At 75.8% G+C, this 14409-nt stretch carries 13 protein-coding genes; 5 read left to right on the plus strand and 8 right to left on the minus strand.

Annotation, left to right across the window (positions count from 1 at the left end; all coding sequences use genetic code 11):
* Window positions 1–13: 13 nt before the first annotated feature.
* A complete protein-coding gene (locus ABZ809_RS13215) occupies window positions 14–1192 on the minus strand; it encodes a zinc-dependent alcohol dehydrogenase (RefSeq protein ID WP_357562696.1) in 1179 nt (392 codons plus the stop codon).
* Window positions 1189–1629: a hypothetical protein gene (locus ABZ809_RS13220; RefSeq protein ID WP_357562697.1), complete on the minus strand. Its 441-nt coding sequence runs from the start codon at window positions 1627–1629 to the stop codon at window positions 1189–1191. Before ABZ809_RS13220 ends, ABZ809_RS13215 begins: the two co-directional genes overlap by 4 nt.
* Before the next feature lie 216 nt (window positions 1630–1845).
* On the opposite strand from ABZ809_RS13220, the gene ABZ809_RS13225 reads away from it, so the two are divergent.
* Entirely contained in the window at window positions 1846–4770 is a 2925-nt protein-coding gene (locus ABZ809_RS13225; RefSeq protein ID WP_357562698.1) for a LuxR C-terminal-related transcriptional regulator, read from the plus strand.
* A 45-nt stretch (window positions 4771–4815) separates the two neighbouring features.
* On the opposite strand, the gene ABZ809_RS13230 is transcribed toward ABZ809_RS13225, so the two are convergent.
* Entirely contained in the window at window positions 4816–5361 is a 546-nt protein-coding gene (locus ABZ809_RS13230) for a DsbA family protein (RefSeq protein ID WP_357562699.1), read from the minus strand.
* Between the two features lie 179 nt (window positions 5362–5540).
* Window positions 5541–6227, minus strand: coding sequence for a BON domain-containing protein (locus tag ABZ809_RS13235; protein WP_357562700.1), 687 nt, complete (start codon window positions 6225–6227; stop codon window positions 5541–5543).
* 279 nt (window positions 6228–6506) lie between these two features.
* On the opposite strand from ABZ809_RS13235, the gene ABZ809_RS13240 reads away from it, so the two are divergent.
* Together ABZ809_RS13240 and ABZ809_RS13245 are read left to right on the plus strand one after the other, a co-directional pair.
* Window positions 6507–9242, plus strand: a complete 2736-nt coding sequence (locus ABZ809_RS13240) for a cellulose binding domain-containing protein (protein WP_357562701.1) — start codon at window positions 6507–6509, stop codon at window positions 9240–9242.
* A 206-nt stretch (window positions 9243–9448) separates the two neighbouring features.
* Window positions 9449–10087, plus strand: coding sequence for a maleylpyruvate isomerase N-terminal domain-containing protein (locus ABZ809_RS13245; RefSeq protein WP_357562702.1), 639 nt, complete (start codon window positions 9449–9451; stop codon window positions 10085–10087).
* A 282-nt stretch (window positions 10088–10369) separates the two neighbouring features.
* On the opposite strand, the gene ABZ809_RS13250 is transcribed toward ABZ809_RS13245, so the two are convergent.
* Window positions 10370–10777 carry a hypothetical protein gene (locus tag ABZ809_RS13250; protein WP_357562703.1) on the minus strand — a complete coding sequence of 136 codons (408 nt, stop codon included), beginning with the start codon at window positions 10775–10777 and terminating at the stop codon, window positions 10370–10372.
* 141 nt (window positions 10778–10918) lie between these two features.
* Window positions 10919–11065, minus strand: a complete 147-nt coding sequence (locus tag ABZ809_RS13255; RefSeq protein WP_357562704.1) for a hypothetical protein — start codon at window positions 11063–11065, stop codon at window positions 10919–10921.
* Window positions 11066–11394: 329 nt separating this feature from the next.
* Between ABZ809_RS13255 and ABZ809_RS13260 the strand changes: the two genes are divergently transcribed.
* Window positions 11395–11757, plus strand: a complete 363-nt coding sequence (locus tag ABZ809_RS13260) for an STAS domain-containing protein (protein ID WP_088998998.1) — start codon at window positions 11395–11397, stop codon at window positions 11755–11757.
* 96 nt (window positions 11758–11853) lie between these two features.
* Here the strand turns inward: ABZ809_RS13260 and ABZ809_RS13265 are convergent, their stop codons facing one another.
* Together ABZ809_RS13265 and ABZ809_RS13270 are read right to left on the minus strand one after the other, a co-directional pair.
* A complete protein-coding gene (locus ABZ809_RS13265) occupies window positions 11854–12678 on the minus strand; it encodes a 5'/3'-nucleotidase SurE (RefSeq protein WP_357562705.1) in 825 nt (274 codons plus the stop codon).
* Window positions 12675–13652, minus strand: coding sequence for a PfkB family carbohydrate kinase (locus ABZ809_RS13270; RefSeq protein WP_357562706.1), 978 nt, complete (start codon window positions 13650–13652; stop codon window positions 12675–12677). The genes ABZ809_RS13265 and ABZ809_RS13270 overlap by 4 nt, the downstream gene beginning before the upstream one ends.
* A 189-nt stretch (window positions 13653–13841) precedes the next feature.
* On the opposite strand from ABZ809_RS13270, the gene ABZ809_RS13275 reads away from it, so the two are divergent.
* Window positions 13842–14309 carry an SRPBCC family protein gene (locus tag ABZ809_RS13275; protein ID WP_357562707.1) on the plus strand — a complete coding sequence of 156 codons (468 nt, stop codon included), beginning with the start codon at window positions 13842–13844 and terminating at the stop codon, window positions 14307–14309.
* The last annotated feature ends 100 nt before the right edge of the window (window positions 14310–14409 follow it).

Below are 14409 nucleotides of genomic sequence, written 5' to 3' on the forward strand. Positions count from 1 at the left end.
GCAGCGTTCCGCCTCAGCCGCCGGCCGGTGGGCTGTCGGGGCTGAGTACGGCGCGGACGCAGCCGTCGGCCCGGTCCCGGAACAGCGCGTAACCCTCGGCGCCCCGCTCCAGCGGCAGCCGGTGGGTGGCCAGGTGCTCGGTACGCAGCTCGTCGCGGGCCATCCGCTCCAGCAGCATCGGGATGTAGCGCTGCCCGTGCTGCCGCGCGCCCCGCACGGTCAGCCCCTTGTGGGCCACCGCCCCGAGCGGGAAGGCGTCGACGAAGCCGGTGAACTCGCCGAGCACGAAGACCGAGCCGCCCTTGCGGCAGGCGTGCACCGCCTCGCGGACGGCCACGGGCCGCTCGGCGCGGCCGGTGAACCGGTCGGCCAGCGACCGGGGGCCGTGCCCGTTCCAGGCCGCCCCGACCGCCTCGACGCACACGTCGGGGCCCCGCCCGCCGGTGCGCTCCCGCAGCTCGGAGGGGACGTCGGCGAGCCGGTAGTCGATCGTCTCCGCCCCGGCGTGCCGCTCGGCCATCCGCAGCCGGTCGTCCTCGGCGTCGATGACGATCACCCTCTCCGCGCCGAGCAGCCGGGCGGCCCGCGCGGTGAGCTGCCCGACCGCGCCCGCGCCCCAGACCGCCACCACGTCGCCGGGGCGCACCTCGCCGAGGTCAGCGCCCATCCAGCCGGCCGGCGCGGCGTCCGAGGCGAACAGCGCCCGGTCGTCGCTGACCGGCTCCGGCACGGTGAAGGCCCCCACGTCCGCGTACGGCACCCGGACGTACTCCGCGTGGCTGCCAGCGAAGCCACCAGCGGCCCGGGGCTGGCCGAACGCCCCGCCGGTGGGGTGGCCCCAGGCCGCCTCGGCGCCCGCCGGATCGGCGCTGCCGTTGTCGCAGCAGGAGGGCAGGTCGCGCCGGCAGTACCAGCAACTGCCGCAGGCCACCGAGGCGCAGACCACCACCCGGTCGCCGACCCGGTGCCGGCGCACCTCCGGGCCGACCTCGATTACCTCGCCGAGGAACTCGTGCCCGAGCACGTCCCCGGCGGCGAGGAAGGGCGCCCGCCCGGCGAGCATCGGCAGGTCGCCGCCGCAGGTGGCGCTCTGCCGGACCTTGACGATGACGTCGTGGCCGTTGCGCAGCTCCGGGTCGGGCACCTGCCGTACCGCCAACGTGCCGTCGCCCACCCAGCACAGGGCCCTCATCGCGGTGGTCCCGCCGGCCGGTCGACCGGGGACCGGTCCGCCCGGAGCACCTCGCCGGTCTCGGCGAGCTGCCTGACCTCCCACAGCGCCCGGCGGACCAGCAGGTCGGGATCGTTGCCGACGAGGTGGGCGGCGAGCCCGGTGGGGGGCGCCCCACCCGGCCGGCGGCGGGCCGCCAGCTCCGTGCCCCGGCAGCCGGGCGCCGGCCGCAGCTCGACCTGCACCAGGCCGCCGAGGCGACGCAGGGGCTCCGGCCAGCGACCGCCGGGCAGCACCTCGCCGGGCGCGCGGTCGATGGTGACCACCTGCCAGCGCGCGGGCCGCGCACCGGCGGTGGCCGGGCGGGGCGGGGTCGACCCGCGCCGCCGTACGGCGTGTGCCGCCGCCCCGACCGCGAGAGCGAGCGCCGCCCCGCCCGTGCCGACGATTCGTCCCACCCGTCCCCGACGTCCCCGCGTGTCCACCTCGCCCCGCCCTCCCGTCCCGCCCGGGCCGGACGCGCGCCGGTGCGCGCGGCCGGGCACCCGTGTCCGACCAGGGTCGCCCCGGCCGGGGTGAAGCCGGGTCCCCCCGAAGGGGTGAACGGGCCCGGGCCGGGTAACCGCCGGCCGCAGGGCCTGGGGGAGTGGACGCGTCCGTGGGGGTGGGGCCGGATGCCGGAGCAGGTACGGGACACGGGAGCCGTCGTGGTCACCCGGGGGTCGGTCGGCGCGCCGCTGCTGGCGTCCCGGCTGAGCCCGGCGGCGCCGCCGGAGCCGCTGCTGCTGCGGCCCCGGCTGCTGCGGCTGCTGGACGCGGGTACGGCCGGGCCGGTCACCCTGCTCCGGGCTCCCGCGGGCTGGGGCAAGACGACCCTGCTCGCCTCCTGGTTCCGGGCCGCCGGCGAGGCCGGCGCACACCCGGGCCGGGTGGGGGCGGGGCCGGTGACCGCCGCGGCCGAGGGGCCCCGGGACGCCGCGCCGGCCGGTGCCGCCGCTGGCGACTTCGGCGCGGCGGCCGGCCCCCCGGCGGATCCGGGCGGCCCGGGGGCGGCCTGGGTCTCGGTCGAGGCCGGCGACGACGGGGACCGGCTCTGGTGCTACCTCGCGGCGGCGTTGCGTGCGGTCGTGGATCCCGCCGACGACGCGCCGGGGCCGCCCGTGCCCGACCGGTCGCCCCGCCCCGACCAGTTGGAGGTGCTGGCCGCCGCACTCGCCGCCCGGGAGCGGCCGGTGCTGCTGGCCCTGGACGACCTGCACCGGATCACCGACCCGGCGGCGCTGACCGGGCTGGACTTCCTGCTCCGCCACGCCGAGCAGCGGCTGCGGCTGGTGGTCGGCGCCCGCGCCGGTTCGCCGCTGGCGGTGCACCGGCTGCGGCTGGCCGGTGAGCTGACCGAGGTCGGACCCGACGACCTGGGCTTCACCGACGACGAGGTGGCCGACCTGCTGACCGCGCACGGGGTGGCACTGCCGGCGGCGGGGGTGCACCGGCTGCGGGAGCGCACCGGCGGCTGGCCGGCGGCCCTCCGGTTCGCCGCGCTGGCGCTGCGCGGGCAGCCCGACCCCGCCCGGTGGGCCGACCAGTTCGGCGGCGAGCAGCCGGACATGGCCGGCTACCTGCGCGAGGAGGTGCTCGCCGGGCTGGAGCCGGACGCGCGGGACGTGCTGCGCCGCGCCGCCGTGGCCGACGCGGTCTGCGCCGGCCTCGCCGACGCGCTCAGCGGCCGGGCCGACGCCGAGCAGACGCTGGCCGGCCTGGCCGGCGACGGTGGGCTGCTGCGCCGCGACGACAGCCAACCACCGTGGTACCGCTGCCACCCGCTGCTGGCCGACCTGTTGCACGCCGAGCTGGCCCGACTGCCCGCCGACGAGCTGCGCGACCTGCACCTGCGCGCGGCCGGCTGGTACGCCGACAACGGGCGGCCCGCCGAAGGGCTGCGGCACGCCCTGACCGCCGGCGACTACGACCGGGCCACCGCGCTCTTCGTGGCCCGCTGGCCGGAGCTGGTCCCGTACGACCGGGAGGCGCCCGCGGGCCGGGCGCCTGCGCCCCCGCCGCCGGAGGCCGTGACGCGCGACCCGGAGCTGGGGCTGGCCTGCGCCGCCGAACGGGCCCGGGTGGGCGACACGACCGCCGCCGCCGGGCACCTGCGGGGCGCCGTCGAGGCCGCCCGGGCGTTGCCCACGCCCCGCCGGGACCGGTTCCGCCGGCTGGTCACCGCGCTGGAACTCACCCTGGCCCGGCTGGCGGGCGACCCCGAGGCGGTACGCGCCGCCGCGGCCCGGCTGCTCGCCGCCGGTCCCGCCGCCCCGGTGCCACGCGACGCCGGTCCCGCCGCCCCGGTGCCACGCGACGCCGGTCCCGCCGCCCCGGTGTCGCTCGCCACCGGTCCCGCCGTGCCGGTGCCTGCCGACCCGCGGGGCGTCGTGGCCGAGGACGCCGACGTGCGGGCCGTGGCCGGCACCGCCCTGGGCCTGGCCGAGCTGGCCGACGGGGACCTGCCCGCGGCCGGGCTCGCCTTCGCCGGGGCGCTGTCGGCGGCCCGGGAGGCCGGGCGGCCGCGTACGGAGCTGGTCTGCGCCAGCCGGGCGGCCCTGCTGCACGCGGTGCGGGGCGAGCTGCGGGCCGCCGAGACGCTGGCCCGGGACGCCCTCGCCCTGCCGCCCTGCCAGGGCTGGTCCTGCCGGGAGGACTGCGCCCACGCCTACCTGGCGCTGGCCCTGGTCGCGCTGCACCGGGACCAGCCCGAGGAGGCGGAGGCGAACCTGGCACTGGCCGCCCCGGCGACCGGCGAGCCCGTGGTGGCGGCGGTGGCGGGGCTGTGCCGGGCGTACCTGCTGCGGGACGCCGGTGACCTGCCCGGGGCGCACCGGATGCTTGCCGAGGCGCGGGAGCGGCTGGCCGGCCGGACCCGGGCCGACGAGTTGACGCACTGGCTGCTGGCCGCCGAGGCGGACGTGCGCGGGGCCCGGGGCGACCTGGGCACCGCCCGGGACCTGCTCGCCGACCGGGCCGCCCCGCCGCTGGCGGTCGCGCTGGCCCGGGTGGAACTGCGGGCCGGCGACCCGCGCGCGGCCGGGTACGCGTTGCCGGACTGGGAGGCGCCGGAGGCGGCCGGCTGGGCGCTGCCCGTACGGCTCGACGCCGCCGTGCTGGACGCGGCGCTGGCCCGGGAGTCGGGCGACGACCGGCGGGCCGGGCGGACGCTGGAACGGGCCCTGGACCTGGCCGGGCCGGAGGGGTTCCGGCGGGCCTTCACCCGCGCCGAGCCGGGGGTGCGGGACCTGCTCGCCGCCCACCTGGACGCCGGCACCGCGCACTGGCCGACCGTCAGCGACCTGGTCCGGGGCGCCGACGAGCCGCCCGAGCGGGCACCGGCGGCACGGGGCGCGCCGGCGCTGGACGAGCCGCTGACCGAGCGTGAGCTGACCATCCTGCGCTACCTGCAGAGCATCCTGTCCAACGTGGAGATTGCCGCCGAGCTGTCCCTGTCGGTCAACACGGTCAAGACGCACGTGCGCAACATCTACCGCAAGCTCGACGCCACCCGCCGCCGCGAGGCGGTCCGCCGGGCCCGTGACCTCCGCCTGATCTGATCCGTCCCGTGGCCGCCGCTCGCGGCCACGCCGACGAACGACGGATCACGGCGTGGCGGCGTCGACCACGGCGAGGAGGTCCGCCAGGTCGTACTCGCCGTCGTGGCGGGTGCCGTTGACGAACAGGGTCGGGCTGGCGGCCACGCCGCTGCGGATGCCGCCCACGAAGTCCCGGCGCACCCGGTCGCCGTGCGCCTGCCGTTCCACCTCGGCGGAGACCTCGTCGGCGGGCAGGCCGAGCTGCTCGACACCCAGCGACAGGTGCACCGGGTCGAGCTGGTCCTGGTGCTCGTAGAGCCAGTCGTGCATCGCCCAGAACTGCCCGCGCCGGCCGGCCGCCTCGGCCGCCTCGGCGGCCTGTTCGGCGTACGGGTGCATGTTGGTGATCGGGAAGTGCCGGTAGACCAGGCGTACCGTGTCGGCCCGCTGCCGCAGCAGTTCCCGCAGGTTCGCGTACGCGGCCCCGCAGAAGCGGCACTGGAAGTCGCCGTACTCGACGATCGTCACCGGCGCGTCCGCCGGCCCGCGGGCGTGGTCGTCGTCGGTCACCGGGGTCCGCAGGCGGGCGGTGACCTGCAATGGCGTGGTCATCCGGCCGTCACCGCCGATCCGTGCCGGGGTGCCGTGCCGGGACGGCCGGCGGCGAGGAGCCCGGGCGCGACGCACCCGGGCCGGGTCGACCCCTTCGGATCACTCATGTCTGCCAGGCTCTCCGACGGCGGGGTGAGGGCGGTTCACCCGGCCCGGGTGGTTCCGCGCCCACCGCCGGCTCAGCCGAGCACCGGGGCCACCGCGATGTGGTTCTGCACCTCGCGGATGCCCGGCGCGCACCAGACGGTCCGTTCCACCTCGGCCCGCTCCGGCATCGAGTGGACCAGCCCGCCGAGCAGCACCGTGTCGCCGTGCACCCGGACGGTGATCCGCTCCGCCTCGGTGGCCCGGTTGCGGGCCAGCGCGTCGACGATCCGCGCGGCCAGGGCGTGCCCGTCCGGCCGGGTGGCGGGGCGGACGGTGATGCCGTTGCTGACCCCGCGTACGCCCGTCAGCCGGGAGACGGCGCGTTCGGCGGCGCGGCGCTGGTACTCCCAGTCCACCTCGCCGTGCAGGGTCACCCAGCCGTTCGAGACGGTCACGTCGAGCTGTTCCAGCGGGACGAACGCGTCCCACTCCAGGGCGTGCCCGGCCGCGGCGGCGATGTCCGGGTCGGCGCGTTCGGCGCCGGTACCGAGCCGCACCGCCAGGTCGTTGGCGACCGCCCGGACGCGCGCCACCCGGTGCGCCGCCCGTTCGGCCGCCCACTTCTTGGCGTAGCTGTCGACCCGCCCGGTCAGTGTGACCACGCCCTCGGCGACGGTCACGCCGATCTCGTGCGGCCGCACCCGGGGCTCCCAGGTCAGCTCGTCGAGGACGGCGGTCTGGATGTCCTGGTCGGTACGGCTGATCGTCGCGATGGCCATCTGTCACTCCTCACGGGATAGCGGTCGGTGCGCACGGGCCCGCCGGGACCGATCCTGGCGCGGCTGGGGGTGAGGGCTCCTCACCCGTCCCGGGTGGCTCTTGGGAGCGCTTCCAGAGAGGGCTGTGGATCGGTTAGGGTAAGCGCGTTCCTCGGGTGCGGGAGCCGTCGCGCCGATCCTGGAGCCAGGGCAGCTCCGGTGCGATTCCGCACGTCCCCCGTTGCCGGGCGTGGCCGTCACCGTGCCGCTCCCGGCGTCTCCACCCGGAAGGAACCGCAGATGCGGAGAAGTTACGTCGGCGCGGTCGTGTCCGCGCTGGTCGTCGCCGCGGCCGTCGTGGTGGCACCGTTCACCGCGGCCGGCGCGCCCAACGCCGCTGCCGAGCCGTACACCTGGAAGAACGTCCGGATCGACGGCGGCGGCTTCGTCCCCGGCATCGTCTTCAACCCCACCGAGAAGAACCTGATCTACGCCCGCACCGACATCGGCGGCATGTACCGGTGGACGCAGGCCACGCAGTCCTGGACGCCGCTGCTGGACTGGGTCGGCGCCGACAGGTGGGGCTGGAACGGCGTGGTCAGCGTCGCCACCGACCCGGTGCAGACCAACCGGGTGTACGCGGCGGTCGGCATGTACACCAACGACTGGGACCCGAACAACGGCGCGATCCTGCGCTCGGCCGACAAGGGCGCCACCTGGCAGGTCACCGAGCTGCCGTTCAAGAACGGCGGGAACATGCCCGGCCGGGGCATGGGCGAGCGGCTGGCCGTCGACCCCAACCGGAACAGCATCCTCTACTACGGCGCCGAGGGCGGCAACGGCCTGTGGCGCAGCACCGACTTCGGGGCGACCTGGGCCAAGGTGGCCAACTTCCCCAACGTCGGCAACTACCGGGCCGACCCGAGCGACCCGAACGGTTACAACGGCCAGAACCAGGGCCTGACCTGGGTCAGCTTCGACAAGAGCACGGGTACGGCCGGCACCGCCACGCAGACCGTCTACGTGGGCGTGGCGGACAAGGAGAACCCGGTCTACCGCAGCACGAACGGCGGCGCGACCTGGGAGCGGATCGCCGGGCAGCCGACCGGCTACCTCGCCCACAAGGGTGTCGTCGACCCGGTGGGCGGCTTCCTCTACATCGCCACCAGCGACACCGGCGGCCCGTACGACGGCGGCAAGGGTGACGTCTGGAAGTTCGACCGCGCCACCGGCGCCTGGACCCGGATCAGCCCGATCCCGTCCACCAGCACCGACGCCTACTTCGGCTACAGCGGCCTGACCATCGACCGGCAGAAGCCGAACACGCTGATGGTGGCGACCCAGATCTCGTGGTGGCCCGACGCGATCTTCTGGCGCAGCACCGACGGGGGCGCCACCTGGACCCGGATCTGGGAGTTCACCAGCTACCCGAACAGGTCCAAGCGCTACACCATGGACGTCAGCTCGGTGCCGTGGCTGACCTTCGGCAGCAACCCGTCCCCGCCGGAGGAGACCCCGAAGCTGGGCTGGATGAACGAGTCGGTCGAGATCGACCCGCACGACAGCAACCGCTTCATGTACGGCACCGGCGCGACCATCTACGGCAGCACCGACCTCACCAAGTGGGACGCGGGCAGCCAGTTCACCATCAAGCCCATGGTCAAGGGCCTGGAGGAGACCGCGGTGCTCGACCTGGTCAGCCCGCCGTCCGGGGCACCGCTGGTCAGCGCGCTCGGCGACATCGGCGGCTTCCGGCACACCGACCTGGACGCCGTACCGCCGATGCTCTTCACCCAGCCCACCTTCACCAGCACCACCAGCCTCGACTACGCCGAGAAGAATCCGAGCGTGCTGGTGCGGGCCGGCAACTTCGCCGACGCGGACCGGCCGAACGACAGCCACGTCGCCTTCTCCACCGACGGCGGGGCCAACTGGTTCCAGGGCAGCGAGCCGTCCGGCATCAACAGCGGGGGCACGGTCGCCGCGGCGGCCGACGGCAGCCGCTTCGTCTGGGCGCCGGGGGACGCCGGCCAGCAGGTGGTCCACTCCGTCGGGTTCGGCAACTCGTGGACCGCGTCGACGGGCATCCCGGCCAACGCGACCATCGAGTCCGACCGGGTCAACCCGAACAAGTTCTACGGCTTCAGCGGCGGCAGGCTCTACGTCAGCACCAACGGCGGGGCCAGCTTCACCGCCTCGGCCGCCGCCGGCCTGCCGAGCACCGGCAACGTCAAGTTCAAGGCGCTGCCCGGAATCGAGGGCGAGCTGTGGCTGGCCGGTACGGGCGGGCTGTGGCGCTCCACCGACTCCGGGGCCACCTTCACCAAGCAGGGTGGCGTGAGCACCGCCGGCAACGTCGGCTTCGGCAAGGCCGCCCCAGGGCGGACGTACCCGGCGCTGTACCTGTTCGGCACCGTCGACGGCCAGCACGGCGTGCACCGTTCGGACGACACCGGTGCGACCTGGGTACGGATCAACGACGACCAGCACCAGTACGGCAACGCGGGCGAGGCGCTGACCGGCGACCCCCGGGTCTACGGCCGCGTCTACCTGGGCACCAACGGCCGGGGCATCCTGGTGGCGGACCGGCTCGGCGGTACGCCCAGCCCGACGCCGACCGGCTCCACCCCGCCGCCGACCACCCCGCCCCCGACGACCCCACCGCCGACGACCCCGCCCCCGACGACTCCGCCGCCCACGACTCCGCCCCCGACCACGCCGCCCCCGACCAGTGGCTGCACCGCAACCTACCGGATCGTCGGCTCCTGGCAGGGCGGCTTCCAGGGCGAGCTGGTGGTCCGCAACGCCGGCAGCTCCGCGATCGCCGGCTGGACGGTGGGCTGGACGTTCCCCGACGGTCAGACAATCACCCAGCTCTGGGGCGGCAGCCACACCCAGACCGGGGCGACCGTCGCCGTCCGCGACGCCGGCTGGAACGGCGCCCTCGGCGCGGGCGCCAGCGCCACCGCCGGCTTCCTGGCGAACACGACGACGGCGAACAGGCCGCCGGCCACCGTCACCTGCACCGCCCGCTGATCGGGTGTAAGGAAGGGCACCTTCCTATCGCTTTTGCGATAGGAAGGTGCCCTTCCCAACCGCCCGGGGCGTGACGTGCGCGGTCCTGCGGGATCGCCGGTCGGCATCGCACTCCGGTCCGCCGGGGCCCGCCTGAGGGGTCCGGCACCCCGGCGGACCGGGCCCTACCCTCGGAAGTACGCCTGTCTCGAAGGAGGGACCCTCCCGTGAGTCCGATCAGGACGGCCTACCTCACCGCCGCCCGTTCCGCCGTGGACCTGCTCGCCGACCCCGCCGTCGCAGCCCGCTGGGACGAACCGAGCGCCCTGCCCGCCTTCGGCGTCGCGGGCCTGGCCGGCCATCTCGCCAGCCAGGTCCTCGGTGCCCCCGCCGTGCTGGCCGCACCCCTGCCCGCCGACGATCCCGTCGACCTGCTCGACCACTACGCGCGGGGCACCTGGCTCGGTGCGCCGGTCGACGCCACGGTCAACGTCGCCATCCGCCGCGCCGGGGACGGTTTCGCCGCCGACGGCCCCGTCGCCCTGGTCGAGCGGTGCGTCGCCACACTGCGCGAACTGACCGACGCGCTCGCGGCGGAGCAGCCCGAACGGGTGGTCTTCCTGAAGCGGGGCCCGTGGTCGCTCACCCTGGACGACTACCTGACCACCCGGCTGATGGAACTCGTCGTACACGCCGACGATCTCGCGGTCAGCGTCGGCGTACCCACGCCGGAGTTGCCGCCCGAGGCGGTCGACCCGGTGCTGACGCTGCTGGCCCGGCTCGCCGTACGCCGGCACGGGCAACCGGCGGTGCTGCGCGCGCTGAGCCGGTCCGAACGGGCCCCGACGACCGTCGCCGCCCTCTAAGGCCCCCCACCCCCACCCGCCCCGCCCCCGCCCCGCCGCCCCCGCCCGTCCCGAGGCGCGCGATCTTGCACTTTCGGTCCACCTTATGCGCATTGCGCGAAGATTGTCCGGGCCGAAAGTGCAAGATCGCCGAGGAGGTCGGGTGGCGAGGTGGCGAGGTGGCGAGGCGGGGTTGTCGATCGCCCGGCGGTGGTGGTGGGGCCCGGATTGCTGGAGCGTGTGACGCGGGCCCCGGCGACCCTACGAGGTCGGCCGGGGCCCGCGTCGCGTGCGTGTGCCGGGCTAGCCGTCGAGGCCGACGGGGGAGTTGGGGCGGTCGACGTCGACGAACTCGATGTCGTCCACCGCCCGGTCGCCCCGGCTGCCGGCGGCCCGTGCGGCGGTGCCGGCGGCCCAGCCGATCGCCGCACCGACCAGCGCGGCGCCGATCAGCAGGGTCCAGGGCAGCGCGGGCCGGCGGCCGGCCAGCGCGTCGAAGGCCTGGGTGGCCCGGCGGCGGGCCTCGTCCGCCGCGGAGCCCACCAGGTCGCCGGCCTCGTCGGCGAGGCCGGAACCGCCTCGGCGGGCCGACCGGGCGGTGTCGCGGACGCTGTCGCCGGCGGAGCTGACCGCCGACGCCAGGTGCTGCCACGCGTGGTCCGCGATCCGCTCGGGCTTGCTGCGGCGGTCCAGCAGGTTGCTTCCGAACATGGTGGTTACCTCCTCGGGTGCCGAAGCCGGCGGCCACTTCGGACTTCGGCGTCTCACCGGCGTGTGACGGTTCGCTCGTTTCCGCCTGTGCCCGATGGGGCGGCTTCGCAAACCTGGCTGCCGCCGCCGACCCGGGCGGCGTCAGCGGAGGGCGACCGCCGCGGTCACACCACGCGCGAAGTCGTCGTCGTCATCGTCGTCGTCATCGCCCCCACCACCGAATCCGCAGGCCAGTACGAGGGCCAACAGCGCGCCGACCCCGGCCAGCGCGGCGAGTCTCCTGAGCATCGATCGTCCTCCCGGTCGCAGTCGTCGTCTCCGAGCCGATGCTAGGCAGAACGGGCAACCTCGGGGGCGGAAGCGGGACAGGCCACGCCCGGAGGTCGGCTATTGGGCGGCGCGGGCATGGGCCGGCTACCCTGGTGCGGCGACGCGTCAGCGACAGCTGATCGTTGGGTGGACAAAGGTAAATAGTCCGGATAAGGGCGACTTGGTGTGTCCTCGTCCGCGAATTGCTCATCCCGAGGGGTGGCGACCGAGGCCGTCGGAGGAATACTCTCGGTCGCGGCCCGCGTACTGATGAGGCGCCCGTCGGACGGGCGAGTGGAGGTGCTCGCGTGAGCCTGTCGATCGTGAAGTCGGTTCTGCCCGGTGGTGTCATCGAGATCGCCCCACGGGGCGAGATCGACGTCGACACCGCATACGAGGTGCGCGAGGCGATCGCCGAGGTCCTGACCAAGGGGCGTCCCGGCCGGATCGAGCTGAACATGCGGCTCGTGACCTTCATCGACTCGGTCGGCATCAGCGCGATGGTCGCCGGCTTCCAGACCGCCGAGGTGAGCGGCGTCAAGCTCGTCGTCACCGAGCCGAGCCGGTTCGTGCACCGGCAGCTCTGGGTGACCGGCCTGCTCGGCCTCTTCGGCGCCCCCGAGCCCTACTACGCCGGCGCGCCCACCCCCGAGGTCCTGCCCGGCGCCTGACGCGCCCCGGCGACCGGCCGGAGATCATCCGCGCCGTGCCGGTGCCGGTCACAGACGTCGCGGCGTCGAGCAGGAAGGCTCAGCCGGGTCCGTCGCTCAGTCGCCGCCGAGGCCGGACAGGTCGACGTCCGTCACCTCGGTGACCGCGCGGACGGCCGTGACCGAGGCGTACCCCTCGGCCAGCAGGGCCAGGTCGGTGCCCGGCTGCACCGACTGCCCCGGCTCCTCCAGCGACGTGCGGACGAAGCCGTGCCCGGCCTCCGCCACCGTCATCTGCACCTGGCCGAAGCTGGCCAGCGCGCCGCGCCGCACCCCGCGCAGCCGGTTGTGCGGTACGTCCGGCGCGTTCACGTTCAGCACGCTCTCCACGGGTCCGGCGGTGAGCCGGGGCAGCAGGTCCAGGGCGACCCGGGCGGCGGTCGGCCAGTGCCGCTCCGCGTCGCGTACCCGGGCGGCGGCGGCCACCGCGGCGCCCCCGCTGGCGGCGGTGGCCTCGCCGGCCGAGAGCACGTCGAGCGAGACGGCCATCGCCCGGCAGCCGTTGGCGGCGGCGGTGAAGGCGGCACCCACCGTGCCCGAGTGCAGCACCGCACGCCCGGCGTTGGCGCCCCGGTTGATGCCGGAGAGCACCACCGCCGGCGGTGGCCCGAAGGCGCCGTGCAGCGCGATCAGCGTGATGAAGCCGGGGGAGCCACCCACCCCGAACGCCGGCACCCCCGGCAGGTCCGGCAGTGGGTGCTCGCGGACCACCACGTGCCCGTCGCGCTCCACCGCGGTCATCGCGGCGCTGGTGCCGCTCGCCTCCTCCAGCGGTGCGGCGACGACCAGGTCCAGGCCCCGGTCCGCCGCCGCCCGCGCCAGCGCCTGGATCCCCGGCGCCGCGATCCCGTCGTCGTTGGTGATCAGGACCCGGAGCGTCATCGCCCGGCCGCCCGGTCGGCGAGCTCGTCGGGGGTGGTCCGCTCCTGCGGCCGGCCGCCGGCCGGTACGAGTCGCACCCGGTCCACCAGGCCGGTGATCGAGTCGAGCCGCCCGGTGCCCAGGCCGTGCCGCGTCACGTTGAGCGCCCCGGCCGCCGCGCCGGTGCGGATGGCGGTACGCACGTCACCGCCGCGCGCCACCACGGCCGCCACCCCGGCGGTCATCGAGTCGCCGGCCCCGCGCGGGTCGGCGGCCTCCAACCGGGGCATCGCCACCTCGAAGACCTCGCCGTCGACCAGGGCCAGGGCCGGCTTCTCGGCCCGGCTCACCACCACGTTCTCGGCGCCCTCGGCGTGCAGGTCGAACAACGCCCGGGTGAGCTGCTCCTCGTCCTCGCCGTCGGCGCGGCCGTCGGCGATCAGCTCCTCGTGGCTGACCTTGAGGAAGAAGACGCCGCTGCTCAGGACCGCGGTGAGGTGCTCGCCGGAGAGGTCGACCACCACCCGGCTGCCGTTCGCGCCGAGGTCGGCCGCGAACCGCCGGTAGAGGTCGGCCGGGACCAGCGACGGCTCGTTCGGCCCGCTGAGCACGCTGACCGCGGCGCGCAGCCCCTCGCCGAGGGTCAGGTTGTAGAGCTCGTCCAGCTCGTGCCGGCTGAGCGGCTGGCCGGGCACGTCCACGATCTCCCGCCGGGAGCCCTCGCGGCGGTCGTGCACGTATCCGCCGCTGCCGGAGTCGCGCAGCACGACCTTCAGGTCCACCCCCTCGCTGACCAGCAGCGGCTCCAACACCTGGCCGATCTCGCCGCCGAGCGCGGTGCAGAGCACCACGTCGACCCCGAGCGACAACACCATCCGGGCCTGCCACACGCCCTGCCCGCCGGGGTGCAGGTGTAGCTCCGGTGCCTCGCTGGGCTGGTCGACGGTCACCGTCAGCCGGGGCGTGGGCGCGAAGACCATCACGTGCCCGCTCATCCGCCGAATCCGTCCATGCGCACATCCTCCACCGGCCGACACGTGCGGCGACCATCCATCTGCTGACCGTAGTGGGGCGGCTGCGTACACGCCGGCTGACCAGGTGTGATCGGCGCGCCGTTGCCAGCGGGTCGGGCATGGGCGACGATCGGGCGACGATCGGGCGACCACCGAGGGCGGGGGGCCGGCATGCTCAGGCGAGACTCGTTCAGCTACACCGTCCAGGCGTGCTGCTCCCTGCCGGAGGCCGCCGCGTTGCTCGCCGACCCCACCCGGCAGGAGCACCTGCACCCGTTGATCGTGCGGGTCCGCCGGGTGCCGCCCCGCCCCGGCGCCCGTGCCAGCTACGAGATCACCGATCGGCTGGCGGCCGGGCCGGTGCGCCTGCCGGTCACCTACCGGGCCGACGTCGTCGTCGACGACCCGGACGAGGTCGTCATCGTGGCCCGCCAGTGGCCGGCCACCACCGTGCGCAACCACACCCGGTTGCGGGCGGAACCGGACGGGTCGGTCCGGATCGACGTTCAGATCACCCTGACCGCGCCCGCACCGCTCTTCGGCTACGCGTTCCGCCAGGCCCGCGCCGCCCACCTCGGGCTGGCCGCCCGCCTCGCTGCCGCCCTCGGCCCGCATCCGGGCGAGCAGCCGGCCGGCTGACCGCCCGGGCGGCTGCGGGGGCGCGCGGGAGCACCGCCGTCCGTGCGTACGCCGCCGGCCGCGGGCGGCCCCGGTGGCCCGCGCCGGGCGGGTCACCGGG

The organism is Micromonospora sp. NPDC047074 (assembly GCF_040643815.1).
Classification (GTDB): Bacteria; Actinomycetota; Actinomycetes; order Mycobacteriales; family Micromonosporaceae; genus Micromonospora.

Bases quoted from the DNA above. Each gene is read 5' to 3' on its own strand.
- ABZ809_RS13215 (WP_357562696.1), bottom strand. From the start codon at position 1,192: ATGAGGGCCCTGTGCTGGGTGGGCGACGGCACGTTGGCGGTACGGCAG.
- ABZ809_RS13225 (WP_357562698.1), top strand. From the start codon at position 1,846: ATGCCGGAGCAGGTACGGGACACGGGAGCCGTCGTGGTCACCCGGGGG.
- ABZ809_RS13230 (WP_357562699.1), bottom strand. From the start codon at position 5,361: ATGACCACGCCATTGCAGGTCACCGCCCGCCTGCGGACCCCGGTGACC.
- ABZ809_RS13235 (WP_357562700.1), bottom strand. From the start codon at position 6,227: ATGGCCATCGCGACGATCAGCCGTACCGACCAGGACATCCAGACCGCC.
- ABZ809_RS13240 (WP_357562701.1), top strand. From the start codon at position 6,507: ATGCGGAGAAGTTACGTCGGCGCGGTCGTGTCCGCGCTGGTCGTCGCC.
- ABZ809_RS13250 (WP_357562703.1), bottom strand. From the start codon at position 10,777: ATGTTCGGAAGCAACCTGCTGGACCGCCGCAGCAAGCCCGAGCGGATC.
- ABZ809_RS13255 (WP_357562704.1), bottom strand. From the start codon at position 11,065: ATGCTCAGGAGACTCGCCGCGCTGGCCGGGGTCGGCGCGCTGTTGGCC.
- ABZ809_RS13265 (WP_357562705.1), bottom strand. From the start codon at position 12,678: ATGACGCTCCGGGTCCTGATCACCAACGACGACGGGATCGCGGCGCCG.
- ABZ809_RS13270 (WP_357562706.1), bottom strand. From the start codon at position 13,652: ATGAGCGGGCACGTGATGGTCTTCGCGCCCACGCCCCGGCTGACGGTG.
- ABZ809_RS13275 (WP_357562707.1), top strand. From the start codon at position 13,842: ATGCTCAGGCGAGACTCGTTCAGCTACACCGTCCAGGCGTGCTGCTCC.